Annotated in this window: 16 protein-coding genes; 4 read left to right on the top strand and 12 right to left on the bottom strand. The window is 41.9% G+C overall.

Going from position 1 to position 17,530, the window contains the following annotated elements; translation table 11 throughout:
• Positions 1-61: 61 nt before the first annotated feature.
• Both ACTJKC_RS03200 and ACTJKC_RS03195 read right to left on the bottom strand, forming a co-directional pair.
• Positions 62-1,825: a flavin monoamine oxidase family protein gene (locus ACTJKC_RS03200; RefSeq protein WP_440790221.1), complete on the bottom strand. Its 1,764-nt coding sequence runs from the start codon at positions 1,823-1,825 to the stop codon at positions 62-64.
• A 13-nt stretch (positions 1,826-1,838) separates the two neighbouring features.
• Positions 1,839-3,026 (bottom strand): FAD-dependent oxidoreductase, encoded by a 1,188-nt coding sequence (locus tag ACTJKC_RS03195; protein WP_440790220.1) that lies wholly within the window; start codon positions 3,024-3,026, stop codon positions 1,839-1,841.
• A 537-nt stretch (positions 3,027-3,563) separates the two neighbouring features.
• On the opposite strand from ACTJKC_RS03195, the gene ACTJKC_RS03190 reads away from it, so the two are divergent.
• The 3 genes from ACTJKC_RS03190 (at position 3,564) to ACTJKC_RS03180 (ending at position 6,592) form a co-directional block, all read left to right on the top strand.
• Positions 3,564-4,049: a hypothetical protein gene (locus tag ACTJKC_RS03190; protein WP_440790218.1), complete on the top strand. Its 486-nt coding sequence runs from the start codon at positions 3,564-3,566 to the stop codon at positions 4,047-4,049.
• A 31-nt stretch (positions 4,050-4,080) separates the two neighbouring features.
• The gene (locus ACTJKC_RS03185; RefSeq protein ID WP_440790216.1) at positions 4,081-5,880 is read left to right on the top strand and encodes a tyrosinase family protein; all 1,800 of its coding nucleotides are present in this window, start codon (positions 4,081-4,083) and stop codon (positions 5,878-5,880) included.
• A 76-nt stretch (positions 5,881-5,956) separates the two neighbouring features.
• Positions 5,957-6,592, top strand: coding sequence for a DJ-1/PfpI family protein (locus tag ACTJKC_RS03180; protein ID WP_440790214.1), 636 nt, complete (start codon positions 5,957-5,959; stop codon positions 6,590-6,592).
• Between the two features lie 139 nt (positions 6,593-6,731).
• Here the strand turns inward: ACTJKC_RS03180 and ACTJKC_RS03175 are convergent, their stop codons facing one another.
• The 3 genes from ACTJKC_RS03175 to ACTJKC_RS03165 all read right to left on the bottom strand — a co-directional run bounded on the left by ACTJKC_RS03175 (position 6,732) and on the right by ACTJKC_RS03165 (position 9,213).
• Positions 6,732-7,121, bottom strand: coding sequence for a cupin domain-containing protein (locus tag ACTJKC_RS03175; RefSeq protein ID WP_440790212.1), 390 nt, complete (start codon positions 7,119-7,121; stop codon positions 6,732-6,734).
• Positions 7,122-7,246: 125 nt separating this feature from the next.
• The gene (locus ACTJKC_RS03170; protein ID WP_440790210.1) at positions 7,247-8,230 is read right to left on the bottom strand and encodes an aldo/keto reductase; all 984 of its coding nucleotides are present in this window, start codon (positions 8,228-8,230) and stop codon (positions 7,247-7,249) included.
• 194 nt (positions 8,231-8,424) lie between these two features.
• Positions 8,425-9,213, bottom strand: a complete 789-nt coding sequence (locus ACTJKC_RS03165; RefSeq protein WP_440790208.1) for a hypothetical protein — start codon at positions 9,211-9,213, stop codon at positions 8,425-8,427.
• Between the two features lie 364 nt (positions 9,214-9,577).
• On the opposite strand from ACTJKC_RS03165, the gene ACTJKC_RS03160 reads away from it, so the two are divergent.
• Positions 9,578-10,783, top strand: a complete 1,206-nt coding sequence (locus ACTJKC_RS03160; protein WP_440790207.1) for a hypothetical protein — start codon at positions 9,578-9,580, stop codon at positions 10,781-10,783.
• 71 nt (positions 10,784-10,854) lie between these two features.
• Here ACTJKC_RS03160 and ACTJKC_RS03155 read toward each other — a convergent pair whose 3' ends face one another.
• From ACTJKC_RS03155 to ACTJKC_RS03125, 7 genes are all read right to left on the bottom strand, one after another.
• Positions 10,855-11,082, bottom strand: coding sequence for a hypothetical protein (locus ACTJKC_RS03155; protein WP_344851175.1), 228 nt, complete (start codon positions 11,080-11,082; stop codon positions 10,855-10,857).
• Between the two features lie 203 nt (positions 11,083-11,285).
• On the bottom strand, positions 11,286-12,269 hold the full coding sequence (locus ACTJKC_RS03150) for an aldo/keto reductase (protein WP_440790205.1): 984 nt from the start codon (positions 12,267-12,269) through the stop codon (positions 11,286-11,288).
• Positions 12,270-12,379: 110 nt separating this feature from the next.
• Positions 12,380-12,829, bottom strand: coding sequence for a hypothetical protein (locus tag ACTJKC_RS03145; protein WP_440790203.1), 450 nt, complete (start codon positions 12,827-12,829; stop codon positions 12,380-12,382).
• Positions 12,822-13,388, bottom strand: a complete 567-nt coding sequence (locus ACTJKC_RS03140) for a hypothetical protein (RefSeq protein WP_440790201.1) — start codon at positions 13,386-13,388, stop codon at positions 12,822-12,824. Before ACTJKC_RS03140 ends, ACTJKC_RS03145 begins: the two co-directional genes overlap by 8 nt.
• Before the next feature lie 54 nt (positions 13,389-13,442).
• Positions 13,443-13,940 (bottom strand): hypothetical protein, encoded by a 498-nt coding sequence (locus ACTJKC_RS03135; RefSeq protein WP_440790199.1) that lies wholly within the window; start codon positions 13,938-13,940, stop codon positions 13,443-13,445.
• A gap of 137 nt (positions 13,941-14,077) precedes the next feature.
• A complete protein-coding gene (locus tag ACTJKC_RS03130; protein WP_440790197.1) occupies positions 14,078-15,442 on the bottom strand; it encodes a glycoside hydrolase family 28 protein in 1,365 nt (454 codons plus the stop codon).
• 83 nt (positions 15,443-15,525) lie between these two features.
• Entirely contained in the window at positions 15,526-17,523 is a 1,998-nt protein-coding gene (locus tag ACTJKC_RS03125) for a RagB/SusD family nutrient uptake outer membrane protein (protein WP_440790195.1), read from the bottom strand.
• Positions 17,524-17,530 lie beyond the last annotated feature (7 nt).

Genomic DNA, 17,530 nt, shown 5'->3' with positions numbered 1-17,530 from the left:
AGGGTATCCAAAAAATTGAATACCCTTTTACTTTTTACACTAATTTTTATCGTTTCCTTCCCTACCACCCTAAATAATACTTAGGATCTAACCACACCGGCCTGTCGAGCCCAAAATAATCCTGCAGCATTTTTTCTGCCACACAGAAAGCACCTTCTACCCATCCCTGCTGATCAGAATATGCCTCGCCTATAATATGGATCTGCTCATCTTCCACCGGCTTACGCATATATGGCATCACGCTTTCTACCGAATAACCTGCTTTCCAGGCATGGTACCCGGCACCAAAAGGTTCGTCCGTCCAATCTCTGAAATAGGTTACATAAGGTTCGGGGATGGTTACCTCCGGCCCGTGCAGTTCGCGCAGCTGGGTCATTAATTCATCTACCATTAATTTAGTGGCCTGCACGCTATCCAGTTGATGCAGTTCTTTTAAAGAGGCCGATTTAGCAGGTTTCACTTCGAAAAGCAATTTATCATCCGTGAGCGCTTTCCAGAAGGTTTCTGTTTCCATATCACCATAACTGCCCAGTAACATGGAGTTATTGGTTTCAGGATCGGTACCGAAATAATAACATTGCCTCATCGGTAAATCGGTAATCGAGTGACCTGAATCGATGCCTAAATCTTTCCACCATGGGTATTGGAAACCCATTAATATTTTAAAAGCAGGCTCCATAATTACCGAACGGATATTGTAATTGAGGTATGAATTTTCGTTTACATTGAAAAAGAAATTCTCCTGATCCAGCAGCTCAAGCGATTTTCTCGGCATGGCCAGTATGAGCGTATTCGCATATACATTCCAGGTGGTATTGGTTTCGAGATTTAAAAAAGTAAGCTGGTATTTATGGGTGCTTACCAAAGGATGTGTTTTGGTGAAAGTAAGCAGCTTATTTTTCGACCAGATGCAGGCACCTTCATGATCGGTATAGGCATTTGCCACTGCATAAGCAATGCTGTCGTAACCTTCTTCGATGGTTTTGTAAATTGTTCCGGCAGTAAAATCGCCCACCATGTAAGGAAAAGCTTCGGCTGAGTTCCAGTTAATGGTATTCGAATAATAACCGCCTGCATTGGCTAAAAATTCATAACCTTCCTGCGAAACCTGGTCTTTAATTAAATTCCAGAAACCCAGGTCGTTTACCTTACGCTTATCGTACGGCGAGTTAGGAAAATTATATACCAGTTTAGGTTTAATATCATCCCAGTCTACACTTGTTAATTCAAAAGAGTAATCGTACACCGAGGCTCCCTTGATGATTTTTTTCCCATAAGTTTCGGCCACGTAAGGATCGGCCATTAAAACTTCGTAAATAATTTTGTTGAACAACTGATCAGAGCTGAATCCGAAATCATCATCATTCAGGTAATAGCGGGTGCTGAGTTTTTCACCTGCTGCCTGTGCAACCGTCCAGGCATCTTGTTTAAAATGCTCTTTCCGAAGGTACATGATCAGTTCTGCCGGACTGCCCATCGGGAATGGAACAGGTGTCATTTTATCTTTCAAAACCGGGATGCGTTTATTCAGATCGGGCTCCGAAAGCGGGTAACCTTCAATCAGGGTAGTTACAATTTCCTGCGAGGTAAGGTAACGCATTCCTCCCAGTTCGCCCCAGAAATTCATCCCCGGCATAATTACTGATTCTAACCTTCCGCCCAGCTTATCGTTCATATCGAAGATTTGTACTTCGCTGGCGGTATATTTTTCATCCGTTACCAAACGGTAAGCGGTATATAAACCGGATGTTCCGGCGCCGATAATGGCTACTTCTAATTTTAAATCAGGCTGCTTTCCTGTATTTAAAGGCGTGTTTTTATTCATTTGAGATGGTTTTTTAAAATGCTTTAAAGTATTTGTACCCTAACTGGAATGGTTTAATGTCGAAATCGGTGTGCCCGTCTAATACCAGATCGGCCATAATTTTACCTAAGAAAGGTGTAAATTTTGCCGCCCAGCCTGTGGCGTATAACACAATATTTTTATGGTTGGGCACATAGTTTGGCGCAAAATCGATCAGTAGTTCTTTATTCGGGATTTTGCTCAGGGCAATTAAACAGGTCGAAGTGTATTCAGGTTCAGCTGCCAGCCCTGTCATGTGTTCTTTTACCCAATCAGCCGTATAACCCAATTCCTGCGGATTAGGAATTAATGTCCGGTCAGCTGGCTCTTCAATGGGTTCAATTACAAAGTCTGGCGCCACACGGATGTATTCAGGATGGTCCCAGTCTACCGAAGGAAAGCCATAAAACTGATTGCCGTTTTCGCCAATGGCATTCTGGAATACAAACCAGGTTGGATACTGGATATTGGGATCGGTTTTTTTAAAATAAGCCGACGACATGTTCCAATAAGTTGCCTCTATTTTAAAATCGAGCAGATTAATGACACTGTTAATGTAGGGACCGGGAATAATGGACAGTTTTTTGGTGATGTAAATGCCGTTTGGCGTTTCAATTTCAAAAAGTTCGCCGATCTGGTTAATCTTAAGCACTGGCGAATTTTCTTCCAGCTGCACGGTTTCTTCTTTCTTACAAAGGTTTAAAAGCGTTTCGATGGTGGCTTTAAAATTAATGCTCGCACCATCCGGTTGAAACAATCCGGTATAGGTTTCGGGTAAGTTTTTAAAATGGTATTTTTCTTCGATTTCTTTTGCTGTTAGCGTAGTATAGGGAACATTTAGTGCTTTTAGTGCAGCCTCCGCTTCGGCAATATTCCCTTCCGTTGAGTGTACTGCCGGATCTCCGAACCATAGCGTTCCTACTTTATCGAGCAACGAAGTACCGGTTTCTTTTTCCAGCTCGTCCCAATAAGGTTGCGCATCCAAAGCCATCTGCACCATATATTCATCCGGGTACGGGATGCGGAACTGGCGCGATACGCCGGCAGAACTGCCCAACTGGTTTACAAAAGTAAATTGTTCGAGTACCAGCGTGCTGGCCTTTCGTTTGCCGAGCTGAAAGGCCGTAGCTAAGCCTATGGCGCCTCCGCCAATAACGATTACATCGTAGTTTTCTGTTTTCATAAATTCTGTTTGTTTGGTATGGTTGTTTGGAACAGGTAAGAAAGGATATAATTACCCGGGCCAGCCGGATATCTGTTTTTCCTCCTGTGAGGTATATCATTAAAGCAGCAGGAATGTTGGTGGGATGAGCGTGTACATGGGAGATTAATTTAACGTATAGAGAGCTGAAAAATATTCCTGATTGGTTTGGATTACACCAAAACTAAACAATTAAGCCCCCATTTTTTATACTCAGATTTAAGTATTTTAAGGATCAGATTATACCGGTATCAACCTCTTCCGGATTAAAATGATAATATAAAAAAATAATCCAGATAAAAAACAGTATTAAAACGGTTTTTTCTACCTCTTCAAGGCGCTATCTTTAGGTTACGCATTACAAATCAACGCAATAGAAAATTACCGCTCCATCGTGAACCATACTATTTGTACCAGCTATACCCCTGTTTACTACCGGCACAAGCCTGGTTGGTATGGCGGCATCCTGTTTTGCTCAATATCAGAAAATGGTTAACTAAACAAGAAAAAACATCCCATATGAACCATCTAAATCCCACTCCCAAATGCTGCTGCAATGCTCCTGCAGTGCAACAGGCAGTTGTACCGCCTCCGGTACCTGCTAAAACCAAAACCATGCTGCAATCGTTCTTTTCTACCTTGCTGAGCATACTTATTGCTTTTTTTCCAAAATGCCCCATGTGCTGGGCAGCATACATGAGTATGTTCGGCTCCCTCAGTATTGCCAGACTACCGTATATGGGCTGGCTGCTTCCGGTATTATTTATGATGCTGGGCGTACATATGTTCCTGTTGTTGCGCAGGGCTCAGCGGGTAGGCTATCTTCCGTTTTTCATCAGTCTTTTGGGCGCGCTTTCGCTCATTGCTGCCCGGGTGCTTTTTCCTTCAGAGCAAAGCCTGCTAATGGTAGGCATGGCCTTTATTATCGGTGGCTCATTGCTTAACAGCCTTGCAGCAGGCCGGTTACGCTTTGCATTTGGCAAACAACAAATTACCCAATCATAAACATATCCATTCAAATAAAAAAACCTAACCAATGAAACCAACACTAAAAGTACGTAGGTCGATTCAAAACATTTACAACGATTTTAATAATGGCAAACCCGAAGAACTTGAAAAACTCATGGTGGCCTGGCAGTTTATCAAGGCCTTGCCAGCCGATAATCCCAATTCATTTATGACTCTCGGCGGTTTCCACGGTGAGCCTTTTGTAGGTCGCGGTGCTTACGATGGCAGCTATTGGGGAGGTTATTGCAACCATGGCAATATCCTTTTTCCTACCTGGCACCGTGCGTACCTGCATAAACTCGAAAAAGCACTGCAAAGTGTTCCCGGCTGCGAAAGTGTAATGCTGCCTTACTGGGACCAAACCTACAAAATAACCAAACCTGATGGCAGCAAGGTGTTTTTAGGTGTGCCGCCCATCCTTACCGATGAGTATTTTACTTTTTCGAATAATGTAACCATCCCTAATCCATTAAAATCTTTTGTATTGCCGGTGGCATTGCACGATTATGTAGAGGTAAGTTCTTATTCCAAGCCACAGGGTTACGAAACGGTGCGTTACCCTTTATCGGGTCTGGTGGGCCGGCCTACCGACCGTGCAGCAGCAGAACTCAACAATAGTGCTTACTATATTCCGGGCACTAATACCATCAATGTAAAGCTGACTACTCAATTACTGAATGATAATGTGATAGGCTGGCTGGGCGGTACGGTAGAAATACCAGATCAATTTAATCCCGACAATCCGTTTACGCCTGTCGGCAAATTCAGGGGTGGTGTGTACGACAGTTATAAAAAAAGCCTCGATGCACCTTGCTATACAGTATTCTCTAACAATACTTCCCGCAGCGAGTGGAACGATCCTAAATACAATAATGTTAATGCGCAATCGCTCGAATCGCCTCACGGCAGTATCCACCTTTCGGTAGGCGGTGTTAATATGCCCGGACAGGATGCCAACCCTAATTCTCCAAATCCCAATGTGCCTTCAAATGCGAACGGCGATATGGGTGAGAATGAAACTGCAGGCCTCGACCCGATTTTCTTCTTCCACCATTGCAATGTAGACCGGATTTTCTGGATGTGGCAGAAAAAACACAATTCAACCACTAATCTAGACCTATCGGTACCGGGCTTCCCTGCCGATCAGCAATATCCGGGAACCAATAACGAAGGCCAGCAACCTCCTGTGGGCTACGAACCAGGTGAGCAGCTAACCATGGATTCGCCACTTTTCCCTTTCAAACTCGTGGAGAACGGACAAGAACGTTATTACCGCTCAAGCGATGTTTTCGACATAGAGAACCAGCTGGGTTTTACTTATGAAAGTTTGTCGCTTGATGATACTGATCAGGCAAGTGAACTGAAACTGCAGGCATCTGCACCTCAGGAAGAACACAAAAGCGATAAAGTGCTCACCATAAATGGCATCAACAGGGCTAAAATTAATGGTTCATTTGTGCTTTCTGCTTATGCTACCATAGATGGCGTCAGGCATTTCCTTGGCGCTGAACCGGTGCTGAGCAGGTGGCGCGTTGTAGCCTGTAAAAACTGTTTAACACACCTCGAAGTCTCTGCATCTTTCACGCTCTACCAGTTTACGGAGGATGAAATTGCCAGGGCTATTTTTGATGTTCAGATTAACGGCAGATCTGGTAATGAAGCAGAATTTGCCAAGTTCACCGTTGCCAACCAGGCAAACGCCAACAAATTGCTCACCGCCCGTGCACCGGGTAATATGATGCTGATGGCAGATAGCCTTGGAAAGGGACTGGCAGCAGAGGCACCAATGTTAATGAACAGCTCTGCCTTTAACATGCAGGTATCATAAAGCAGATAAATAGAACGGGCTGCCTCCATTGGGGCAGCTTTTTTATTATAGATTTAACATCATAAATATCACCACAATGGATAAAAAAATAAATGTGGCTGTGTTGATTTACCCGGGGGTTGAACTGATTGATATGAATGGTCCGCTGGATGTATTTGTAAAAGCGAACCGCTATAACCAGGATAAGTACCATGTATTTACCGTTGCAGAATCTGCCCGAAAAATCAAAAGTGAGCGTTTGGTTGTAAATATTACACCTGACTTTACACTAAAAAATTGTCCGCAACCCGATATCATTGTTATTCCCGGACAGATCATGCCCGAAGGTAGTGCCTTATCTTTTGGCAGTGGCTCGCCTAAACTGATTAACTGGATTATCGGACAAGCCAAACATCCGGAGGTTGTAATCATGTCGGTTTGTGTTGGTGTTTACATTCTTGCAAAAACGGGATTACTCAGCAAAAAGAATGCAACTACACACTGGGCTGCAATTGAAGATATCCAAAAGGAATATCCTGATATCAGTTTCATTAAAAACGAACGGTATGTAGCAGATGGCAATTTTGTAACAACAGGAGGCGTTACTTCGGGTATTGATGGCGCACTCTACCTTGTCGGCAAACTGGATGGCCTCAAAATTGCACAGGAAGTAGCCGATATTATGGTTTACAACCAAGATGCACCATTACCACCCGACACTATTTTACCTTGAAATATTAACTATAACCAATTGAAAATCAACAATAAATATAGCAAACAAAGCCTATACCTAAAATCGGATAGGCTTTGCTATTTTATGATCAGGTATCGGTTAAAGAAACGTTTTACCTGGCAACACTGACCATCATTGCTTAGCTGTTGTATTGTTCATCACTTACCGGTTCCATCCAGTTTACCATGCCCTTGTCTGTATTGATATTGATGGCGATATGAACCATCGATTCGTCAGGAGAAGCACCATGCCAATGCTTTATACCGGGCAGGATGTTAATTACCTCTCCTGCTGCAAACTTTTGAACGGGTTTCCCTTCCTCCTGATAATAACACACTCCTTCTTTAACAATAAGGATCTGATTGGAGGGATGGGTATGCCAGTTATTGCGGCAACCTTTTTCAAAAGCGACATCGCTGATGTTACAATTGGTTATCTCGTCTGCTGCGACTAAAGTTTTTAAAAAAGCTTTTCCCGAAAAATATTCAGCAGGTACTGCTTTAAAACCTTTATGTTCTAAATCTTCCATTTTTTAATGTTCATTATATTAAATTTTCCTTATTCCAAGTTTTCACTAATGTAGGCACCGGGATTTTATTTACCGTCATTTTAACTTTCTGTGATTCATTCTCGTCCAGAATATTTTCGGGCTGATTATTTGCCTACCCTATTTTGAAGATGCTGAGGATACCTTTCACCCTGAATCATGATTTTTGATGCCGCAAGCTCAATTTTTTCCAGGTCTGCTTTTGTTAATACCACAGCCGCACCACCTACATTTTCCTGTAAACGATGTAATTTGGTGGTACCCGGAATAGGCGCAATAAAAGTTTTTTGGGCAAGCAACCAGGCCAGCGCAATTTGTGCCGGGGTGGCTTCCTTCTCAGCAGCAATAGCCTTTAACAAATCAACCAAAGTTTGATTGGCTTTCCTGTTTTCTTCTGAAAAACGCGGAACAATATTCCTGAAATCGTTTTTATCAAAAGTTGTACTTTCGTTAATGGCTCCGGTTAGAAATCCTTTTCCCAACGGACTAAAAGGCACAAAACCGATGCCCAGTTCTTCCAAAGCCGGAAGAATTACCTGTTCAGGTTCGCGGAAGAACAAAGAATATTCACTTTGCAAAGCCGTTACAGGTTGTACAGCGTGTGCCTTACGGATACTTTCTACACCGGCTTCAGAAAGGCCGAAATGTTTCACCTTACCTTCAGCAATTAAATCTTTTACTGTTCCGGCAACCTCTTCAATCGGTACATTTGGATCAACCCTGTGCTGGTAAAACAGATCGATATAATCGGTTTGCAAAAATTTTAGCGAATTTTCTATCACTTTCCGGATTCTTGCCGGACTACTGTCTAAACCTTTAGTAGAATCGCCATCCAGAAAGCCAAATTTGGTAGCAATCACAACTTTATCCCTGAAAGATTTTACAGCTTTTCCCACTAAGGTTTCATTTCCACCCTGGCTGTAGGCTTCGGCAGTATCAAAAAATGTAATACCCAAATCGTAGGCATTTCTGATCAATTCAATCGCTTCTTTTTCATCCGTTGCAGGGCCATAACCAAAAGTTAAACCCATGCAACCTAAACCTAATGCGGAAACTTCTAAGCCGCTATTTCCTAATATTCTCTTTTCCATGTCGATTCTGATTAATTTCCTAATATAAATTATTTCCTGCCGGCGATAACAAAGTTCGGCATCGCAGCTATTAAAACACTTACACAGATTACTGAAAGAGATACCATTATTACTGAATACGTTCCCGAATTAAAACATGTAACCACTATCCGGTAAATATCAATTTCACCATAGCCCTGCAAAAAGCCGGTACCTCACATATTATGCACAGAACGGTCACGGTTTTTCAGCCCGTTTCTAATAATGAAGACCAGCAAAATCAGCATAACGATGTAGCAGGTATAAACTATCAGTTTCTGATCTGGCTGGTGTTGGTTGGCTACAGAAATGGCAAACAATGCCCAGATTCCTACTGAGGCAAACTCGCGGAGATTTCTGGTCAGCACCATAACTACATTAACCAGGCCTGCCACCCCGATCATTGCAACTGCCCAGTAAGCCTCCCTGATCCCCCAGCCATCCCAACCGATTTTGGTAAGGTATGCAGAAACATTTGCAATCAGCGCAACTGTTACCCAGCCTGCATAAATGGCAAAAGGCCAGTATATTAAAAGATATTCTTTTAGCGGATGCGCATCAAGTTCCATTCTTGTACGGGTAATAATTGCAAGCAGGCTGATGAGCAGAATGACCATAATAACAACAGACAGGCCTAAATAATCGTTTAGCCAGGCTATAACCCAAAATGAATTTGCCAGACAGGAGAGCACAAACCACCAGCTGATTTTACTTACAATTGTTGTGATTTTAGCTTCTTTTCTGTTGATTATCGAGTAACATACAAAGCCAAGTAAGCCCAAGTAAATCAGCCCCCATATCGAAAAGGCAAAACCGGCTGGTGTAAAATAACTGGCATACCGGTCAGAGATTACCTTCATTGTATTTCCGTTCAGTTCTCCTGCATTAGACAAATAATTTATCACTATGGTAAGGATAAGTGCGGTTGCATTTGCTATTGGCAAATATTTATTAAGCTGTTTCATCAGGGGTCAAATCGGTGGCTGAAATATCATAGTTAAATGATAAGTCTTAAAAATGGAAATTGTTTGGTTTGGTACCAAGACTTTTTATTTAAAACGGATTAAAGGAAAATATCACAAATACCTGATTGATATAATTGGCAGATTCTTTTTTCAGCCTGTGCCTGATGAGGCCATTTTATGTCAATCGCGTTTATTATATTTGGAAATCATAAAACGCAACTCATTTAAAAACGACTGTATCCATATCCAGGAAAGAGGTATAATTTTTCAGGATACAGCTAAAATTCCGAAACAATGATATCTGTGGACGAATACGATTTTTTCTGGTGAGCGTTAGAATTCACTATAATCAGCATTAAACCTTATGAGCCACAATCTAAAAAAGTTTCTCTTAAAATCTGTTATTGTACTTGCGCTAATACACCTGGCTTACTTTATATATGGTTATTTTAAGTTTGCGGGTATAGGGAAGATTAATATTTACACAGAATTTTACCGTTTCAAGTTTTACGACGATGTGTCTATTTCCCATTTCTTCGTAACCGGTATTTTTCTACTGACCCTTCTTATTTTACTGATCCGTAATTATTCCAGGCAACAGTACAGCATCCTGAATCTGATTAAAATCGGGGCTGTGCTGCTTCCGGTAGTCTTTTTATCGTTAACCTTCTTTATAAGTTACAGTTTCGGGCTGAATGCTAAACTCAGACAGGAATTACCAGAAAAAAACTTCAATGCTGATAAAAGGTTGTTAAATGTTTTAAATCCTTTTTTATACCCAGGCTCTGCCTACAATTCGGAAACATTATTTAATGTAACCAACATCCTGTATCCGAAGCCCTATCCGGTAATTGAGGTAATGGATACTGTTTTTTACGACCTGGCAGATAAGGAATCTTTTAGCCTGCAATCTGCATATTACAGTATTGATACCTTAAAAATGCTTACTTCAGGTTACGAAAAGTTAAAAAGCGCAACCAACGCTGCCGATGAATTGTTCGGCTTTGACGAGAAAGAATTACAGAAAAGAATCATAACAAAAACGGTAAGAAAAGACAGCACCGAAATAATATTTAAAGGAGCTGAAGTTAACCCGCAATACGACGATAGCATTTGCGTTTTTCTCGAAAACAAGACGCTGATCAGTCCGGTTAACGACGAAAGTGTAGCAAAACAACAGCGTCAAAATGCGATAGAACGATATAAGCTGCTTTATAAATTAAATAAAGATTCTTTACTTCAATCGTTTAAAAAGCTGGATACGCTGTTGAAAAAATACAACATAGAATCGTCTGTTAATCCGGTAGCCCTTAACCAGGATGTTTTTCGTTTTCGGGATAAAGATCAGGACCAGCTCGACCAGATGAGGAATAACTTCGACCGGAATGCATTAACCGAAAAAATCAACACCCTGAACCGTTTATTCTACCAGCCCGGATACTTTCATTCCTCCATCAGGGAGATTTTCTTTATCGTACTTTTCTCGACCTGGCTTTTCGGGTTCGTAATTTTTGTGATTTCAACATATATACGTAAACCGAAACAATCAATGCCAGAGCCGATAATTTAATAGAAATTTCAGCGGTTAAACTGGTAGAAAAAACGGGACAACCTTTTCATTTGGTGGCGCAAGTGGTGTACTTACAGCACACATACTTCAAATGCGCCATAGCTCACCATTTCTGCATTGTGTGAAACGCGTAGATTCAGTTTCAGTTTTTCAATAATACCCTTTGCGGTTTCAATCGCATCGTGGATATTGCTTACTCCCCTTACTTCTATACCCCTGCCCATTACTTTGAACTTGTTCGGTTCAAACTTATCAATGAATTTCTGAAGGTCTTTTGACAATGTATTAATCGTGCTCATTATTTATATTTTCCATAACAATGCCTTTTATCCATCATTTGTTTTACCTTTTTTTAAAATTCTCACTCCTAAAAAAAACTGTTCTGCCATTTTATGCAGCCCTGCCACTCTTTCTGATCTGGTAAAGCATATACGGCAGAAATGAAAAAGCACGACAGCGTTACCGCTACCGTGCCTGGATAAATACGATATCGAATAAATGATTAAAACTGCGGCAGTTTAGGTTTTGTGCCCATAATTTCTTCGACCTGCTCTAAAACCTTACCGGTAAGCAGCGGAACCACCTCGAGGGCAGTTAAATTTTCTTTCAGCTGTGTTCCTTTTGAAGCACCAAGGATAACAGAACTTACATTTGGATTTTTCAGGCACCAGGCAAGCGAAAATTTGGCCAGCGAAACATTAAGCTGATCAGCAACTTCCTGCAGTTTCTCCACTTTTTTAAGTCTGTCTGCCTGCAGCACATTATCTTTCAGCCAACCCAGTTTTGCATCTGCCAAACGGGTATCCTTCACATCTCTTTTTGTGTACTTGCCTGATAGTAAACCTGATGCTAAAGGCGACCATATGGTTGTACCCATGCCATGATCCCTGAAAAGCAGCAGAAAGTCATCTTCAAGTTTTTTTCTTTCGAACAGATTATATTGAGGCTGTTCCGTTGTCGGACCAACTAAACGATAATCTTTCGCAATGCCAATGGCCTCCGTAATTTCAGCCGCACTCCATTCTGAGGTTCCCCAATACAGAATTTTACCCTGTTGAATTAAGGTATTCATTGCCAGTACGGTTTCCTCGATGGGGGTATTTTTATCCGGCCGGTGGCAAAAATATAAATCCAGGTAATCAACCTGAAGCCTTTTCAATGCGCCATGGCAGGCTTCCGTTACATGTTTACGCGAAAGCCCGGTCTGATTTGGGCCTTTGTTCTCGGTACCAAAGAATACCTTACTCGATACGACGAACGATTCGCGCTCCCAACCCTGAGATTTAAGGATTTTCCCCATTACGAGTTCCGATTTCCCTTCGGCATAACCTTCAGCATTATCGAAAAAGTTGACGCCTGCATCGTAAGCAATCCCCATTAACTCATCTGCAACCTTATCGCTGATCTGGGCACCAAAAGTTAGCCAACTGCCCAGCCCCAGGGCACTCACCTGTAAGCCCGATTTACCTAATCTTCTATATTCCATATGAATGTTTTTAATTCAAATTTATTTTACCATAAACCAGAAAAGAGATCACAATGTTTCATTCTGATTCTATTTTACATGGATCTGAAGAAATTCAGTATGAGCCTGTTTTACTGCTTTCTCCGGATTTTGAAAAGCATTTTTCTAAGTATCGCGAAACCATTGGTGAGCCTGTGTTTTTTGGTTACGATAGGAATACTTAGAATGGCCAGCAGTGAGATACAGGCAGAAATACCCAGGGCGCCCCCGTAGCCAGTAAAAAAACGGCTTGTATTGCGAAATATAATACAAAATACAGTGCCTGCCAGGCCAATAAGCCAGTAACTGGATACCAGACGACTGGAAACCATGCCGATAAAGGATGAACCGATAAAAACCAGCGGTATGTTTTTTACGAGATAAGGATCAGTGATGTGTGGGAAGAAGTGAAAGAAAAGTGCTACGCCAAGGGATAACATGGCCGATGAACGGACCGGCCCCTGCCCTAACCCCTCATTGAGGTAAAAGGTAAGTATGGCGCCAAAAAAGCCTACCAGTAACAATATTGCGCCATTAAGCATAGGCAGAAATCAGATAATAAATAAAGGAAGTAATTACCACACCTGCAAAAGCCAGTGTTCCAAGCTTGCCCCCAACCCCCGAAAAAAGGCTTTTGGAAACAATAATGAGTATTGCCGTAAAGAAACTGGCAGTGAGCACAAATACGATATTTGGCGCAACTGCTGTGCTCGACATCCCGATAAATGCACCGCAGTAAACTGCTGCCGGGAGCTGCCGGAGATACTCAGAACTTTTTTTGAATACCGGAAGGAAAGAAGCTGTAAAACCAACGGCCGAAGCAGAGATAACCGGCCCGAGAGACAGGTAATGGTTGAGGTAAAAAGAGGAAACTGCACCGATGGGGATCCAGCATACCACTAAAACGTGTTCGTACTGGTGTTCGTGGTGGTGCAGCTGCCCCCGTAAATAAGCCACCAGGATCAACGGGCAGATGACCAGTATTGAAATAACAGACCACCATGACTGCAGATGTTCACGAAAAATGGCAAACAAAAAAATAACCTGGATGGCTAAAAGGAATATAATCGAAATTTTCCTGCTCAACTTTCTGGTGCTCATGTAGCAAAACGGGGTAACTTTTTTTTGCAAATTTACTAAAAAAGGATGATGCAGTTAAAAGCAAAGCGCCTCTCCAAATTTTTTGGTAGCATATGCTTTATAAATGTTATTAGCCCGCTGGATCTGTTCCTGAGATATATTTTCATCCTTCATCACTTTGCTTCCTTCCATTACGCGGTATGCCCGGCCATCTTCGATATAAATGCGGTATTCTGTTTTAATTGTTTCGCCCGCAGCCGGCCCGCCTTCAATCATTTCAAAACAGAATACAGGTTTTCCTGCACGGTAGAAATAACTGGTTGTCCACGATCCGTCACCAATAAAGCCCGATTCAGTTATTTTAACAATGGTTTTACCCTCAAAAAAATAATCTACCCTTCCCTCTTCTACACAACCGGCCTTTTCATATTTATAATGCTGCTGGCTCAGTTTAAGCGCGTTTATCCGGTTATACTCTTTACGTATGGCTGCAATTGTCGGATCATTTTGCGCAAAGGCCTGTCCGCAAAGCAAAAAAGAAAAAATGAACAATAAGTTTTTGTAAAATTTCATAGGGTTGAAATGAGCTGATGTTTAATTTCTGAAATTGTTATCGTTGCAAATTTAACATCCTCCGGTTCTTTTTCTAACTAAAATAATTGCAGTTTTTTTAAATTCATGAAGATATTTCTCCAGCCAATCATGATTGGCTAGTCTGATTCTTTAAATTTAACCAGGTTTTCATGAAGGTGTTTTTCACCTTCTATTGTACCGGCAGATACATTCTTAAGCACAACATTCTCAACGGGCAATGTTTTTTCTCCTTTAACATGTGATATAAATTTCACGTGCCCTGCTTTAACATTTTCGAGAAAAATATTTTTGATTGGTGTGAGTTTTACCTGCACAGTTGGCACAAGGTTTTTCCATTGATATAACACGTCTGTCTCGATCCCCAGGATGCCCTGGTCAATGTTTCCAGCCGTAATGTTTTTTGCATAGATATTTTTCACATATCCTCCCATGCGTTCATTGGTTTTTATGAAAACCAGATGGTTAAGTTTAGCCCCGTCCAGCACCTTACAGTTCTCTACCAGCACGTTTTCTATCCCACCCGAAAGCTCACTTCCTATGGCCACCAGCTGGTGGCCATTCTTCACTGTGCAGTTTCTGATGATGATGTTTTTTGATGGTGTTTTCAGCCGCCAGCCCTCCGGATTCCGGCCAGACTTTATTGCAATCGCATCATCGCCCTGATCAAAGAAACAATCTTCTATCAGTACATTCTGGCTCATTTCCGGATCCACCCCGTCATTATTGTGGCCGTGGGCATAAACATTAATCTTTCTGATTACAACGTTCCTGCATAAATAAGGATGGATGGTCCAAAACGGACTATTGGTGATCTTTATTCCTTCTAACAGTACATTTTCGCAACGATTAAACTGAACAAACTGGGGCCGGAGATTTGCAGTATCGTTAACCATCTGCCTTGCAGAAATGGGTTCATATGCCGAGGCGAGATTATAAAGGCGCCTGATACTTTCCATATGAGCCTTTGGCCTGGCAAACCACTTTGACCATGTTTCCATCTGCGCTTTAATTTCGCCCTCACCACTGATCCCTACATTTTTACATTCATAAGCATAAATCAGCGGTGAGTAATTAAGACATTCCATACCTTCCCACGAGCTATTTACTGCGGGAAGATAATCTTTTGGGTTAGCAGAAAAAAGTAATGTTGCCCCCTTATCTAAATGGAGATTTACGTTGCTTTTGAGATAGATTTTCCCGGTAAGCCATTCGCCCTGTGGGATCACAACAGTTCCCCCGTTAACACTGTTTGCTTTATTTATTGCATCAGCAATCGCCTGGGTGGTCCGCGCCATATCTCCTTTAACGGCCCCGAATGTTACAATGTTAAACTTTTCGCAACTGCTAAAGTCCGGAACCGTAATTGGCGGCATCTTAAAAGGTACTTTTAACTCTATTGTACGGAGTTTTACCGTTGTTTTTTGAATGAATGATACCAGGATAACGGACACCAGCATCAGGCAGATTGTTTGTCTTTTCACTTTTCTCTTAAATTAGTGTAATCGATCGGCATTGTATAGTGGATTAATCCTTTAAAAAATATCACAATTAATTTACAACGTGTTTACCAGCCTGGATTTTGCAAAGCCTGCTTTTGGGCAGATGTTAGAGGTTCTCCCCCAACTTTAAGTACATCAAGAAAACTTTGAGGTATCGGCCGCAGATAATGTTTGGTTGCAACCGGTTTGGCCTCCAGGTTAAATGCTGCCGTACGCGCCACCAGTGTTTTGGTACGTGCGAGGTCTTCCCACCTCATTAATTCGCCCATAAGTTCTCTTGAACGTTCATCAAGGATAAAAGCCTTGAATTTATCTTCATTGGAACTTGCTCCAACTTTATCATAAAAATCCCTGCTGGAATTAAAAATATCAGCTTCGCTGTTGAGGTGCATTGATGATAATGTGTTTGCAGTGGTTACAGGAATGTTGTTCGATTCAAAATAGGTATTTCTATCTGAATATGAAACAATTACTGAGGTTACCGCCGGATTAGTTTTATAAGCAATTCCGCCGTCAACATAAGAAGAGCGGTCTTCACCTTCTTTATAGGCTGCACGGTCTCTCACGCTATTCAGATAAGGTATGGCCTGTGCATACTGGCCCAATCGTCCGTACGCTTCTGCAGCAATCAGATAAGTTTCAGCAAGTCTGGCCAGAATTCCGTCACGCTGCCCAAACTGTGAGGCAACAAGATTTCTGGAGCCATCCATAAATTTAGATAAAGCCACATATTGGTTAACAGTATAATTACCATGGGCATTTAAATAACTCTGCGGTTGCCCTACAAAATATCTTACAAACATGGTAGGTTTACGGCGGGCAAGATCTGTTGGCAGTGCCGGATCTGCACCGGGAACTATTGGGGTGTATCTGGTATCGCCAGCGTTGTTAACTATGTATAAAACGGCTTCCTCACCAACTGCAAATTTTGCTTGTCCTTCCTGTGCCGGAGTTGGTGCACTGCCTTTAATCCATTTCGGGATGCTGGCCGCATTATTGGCAATATAACGTGTTTTGAAACTCTTCCAGAACCTCGAATCGTTAACACGGTCAAAAACATCCAGAGCATAATCGGTTGACCGCATGCGCTGAAATTCCCGGCCGCCAGCAATATCACGGATCATTCCGGGAAGGGTTTGATAAATTGAGGGATAGTACAGGTGGATCTGGTTGCCATATCTGCCCTGTGTTGCAGTGTTATTAGAGAACTGGGCCGCCAGGATAATTTCTTTATTGGTTTCATTTGCACCATCAACCGTGGTGAAGTTCCAGAGATCACTGTAATTTGTTGCCAGGCTATGCTGGCCACTGCCAATTACCAGATCTGCATATTTAATGGCATTCTGCAGGTCAGCCGTTTTGGTATCACTATTCCATTCGTTGTTCATTTCGCTTGCACGGAAGAGGTATGCTTTTGCCAGAAAGTGCGCGGCAGCCCATTTGGTAATTCTCCCTCTTTCTGCAGCAACAGAAGGAAGCAGGTTATAAGCCTGTGTAAAATCCTGAATCACCTGCTCGTAAACTTCTTTGGGCGAGTTGCGTGTAAATTCATCCTTAATGGTTTCTAATGATTCCAGTTGTAAAGGCACCCCTCCATACTGTTTTACCAGTTTAAAATAATCGAAAGCACGCATAAAGTAACCCTCGCCCAGGCGGATGTCTTTGTTGGCACCAGTGTAGTAAATGGGTACATTTTTAATCACAATATTTGCAGTGTTAATATTGGTGTACATGTTATCAAACACGGCCTGTACATCCGAGTTAAAAGAATTTAAGGTTCCGTCGTAAGAATTCCACATCTGCTCTGTTCTGTCTCCGCCAACCGTAAACTCATCTACCCCATAATTGGTACTGGTATAGGCCCATGTATAATTAAAATGGAATTTTAAACTTTGGTACATTCCGATAACCAGGCCGTCCAGCCCTTCTGTTTTCTGAAAATCGGATGTATTACGTGAGTTGATCACTTCCTCATCCAGGAAACTTTTTTTACAGGAAGTGGGAAGCACCATTAAGCCTCCTAACAAAAACACGCCTGATATTAAATTTATAATCTTTTTCATAATCAAT

Source organism: Pedobacter sp. 22226 (assembly GCF_052045455.1).
GTDB classification, from domain to species: Bacteria; Bacteroidota; Bacteroidia; order Sphingobacteriales; family Sphingobacteriaceae; genus Pedobacter; species Pedobacter jeongneungensis.
This window is presented reverse-complemented; position numbering and strand designations above follow the sequence as displayed.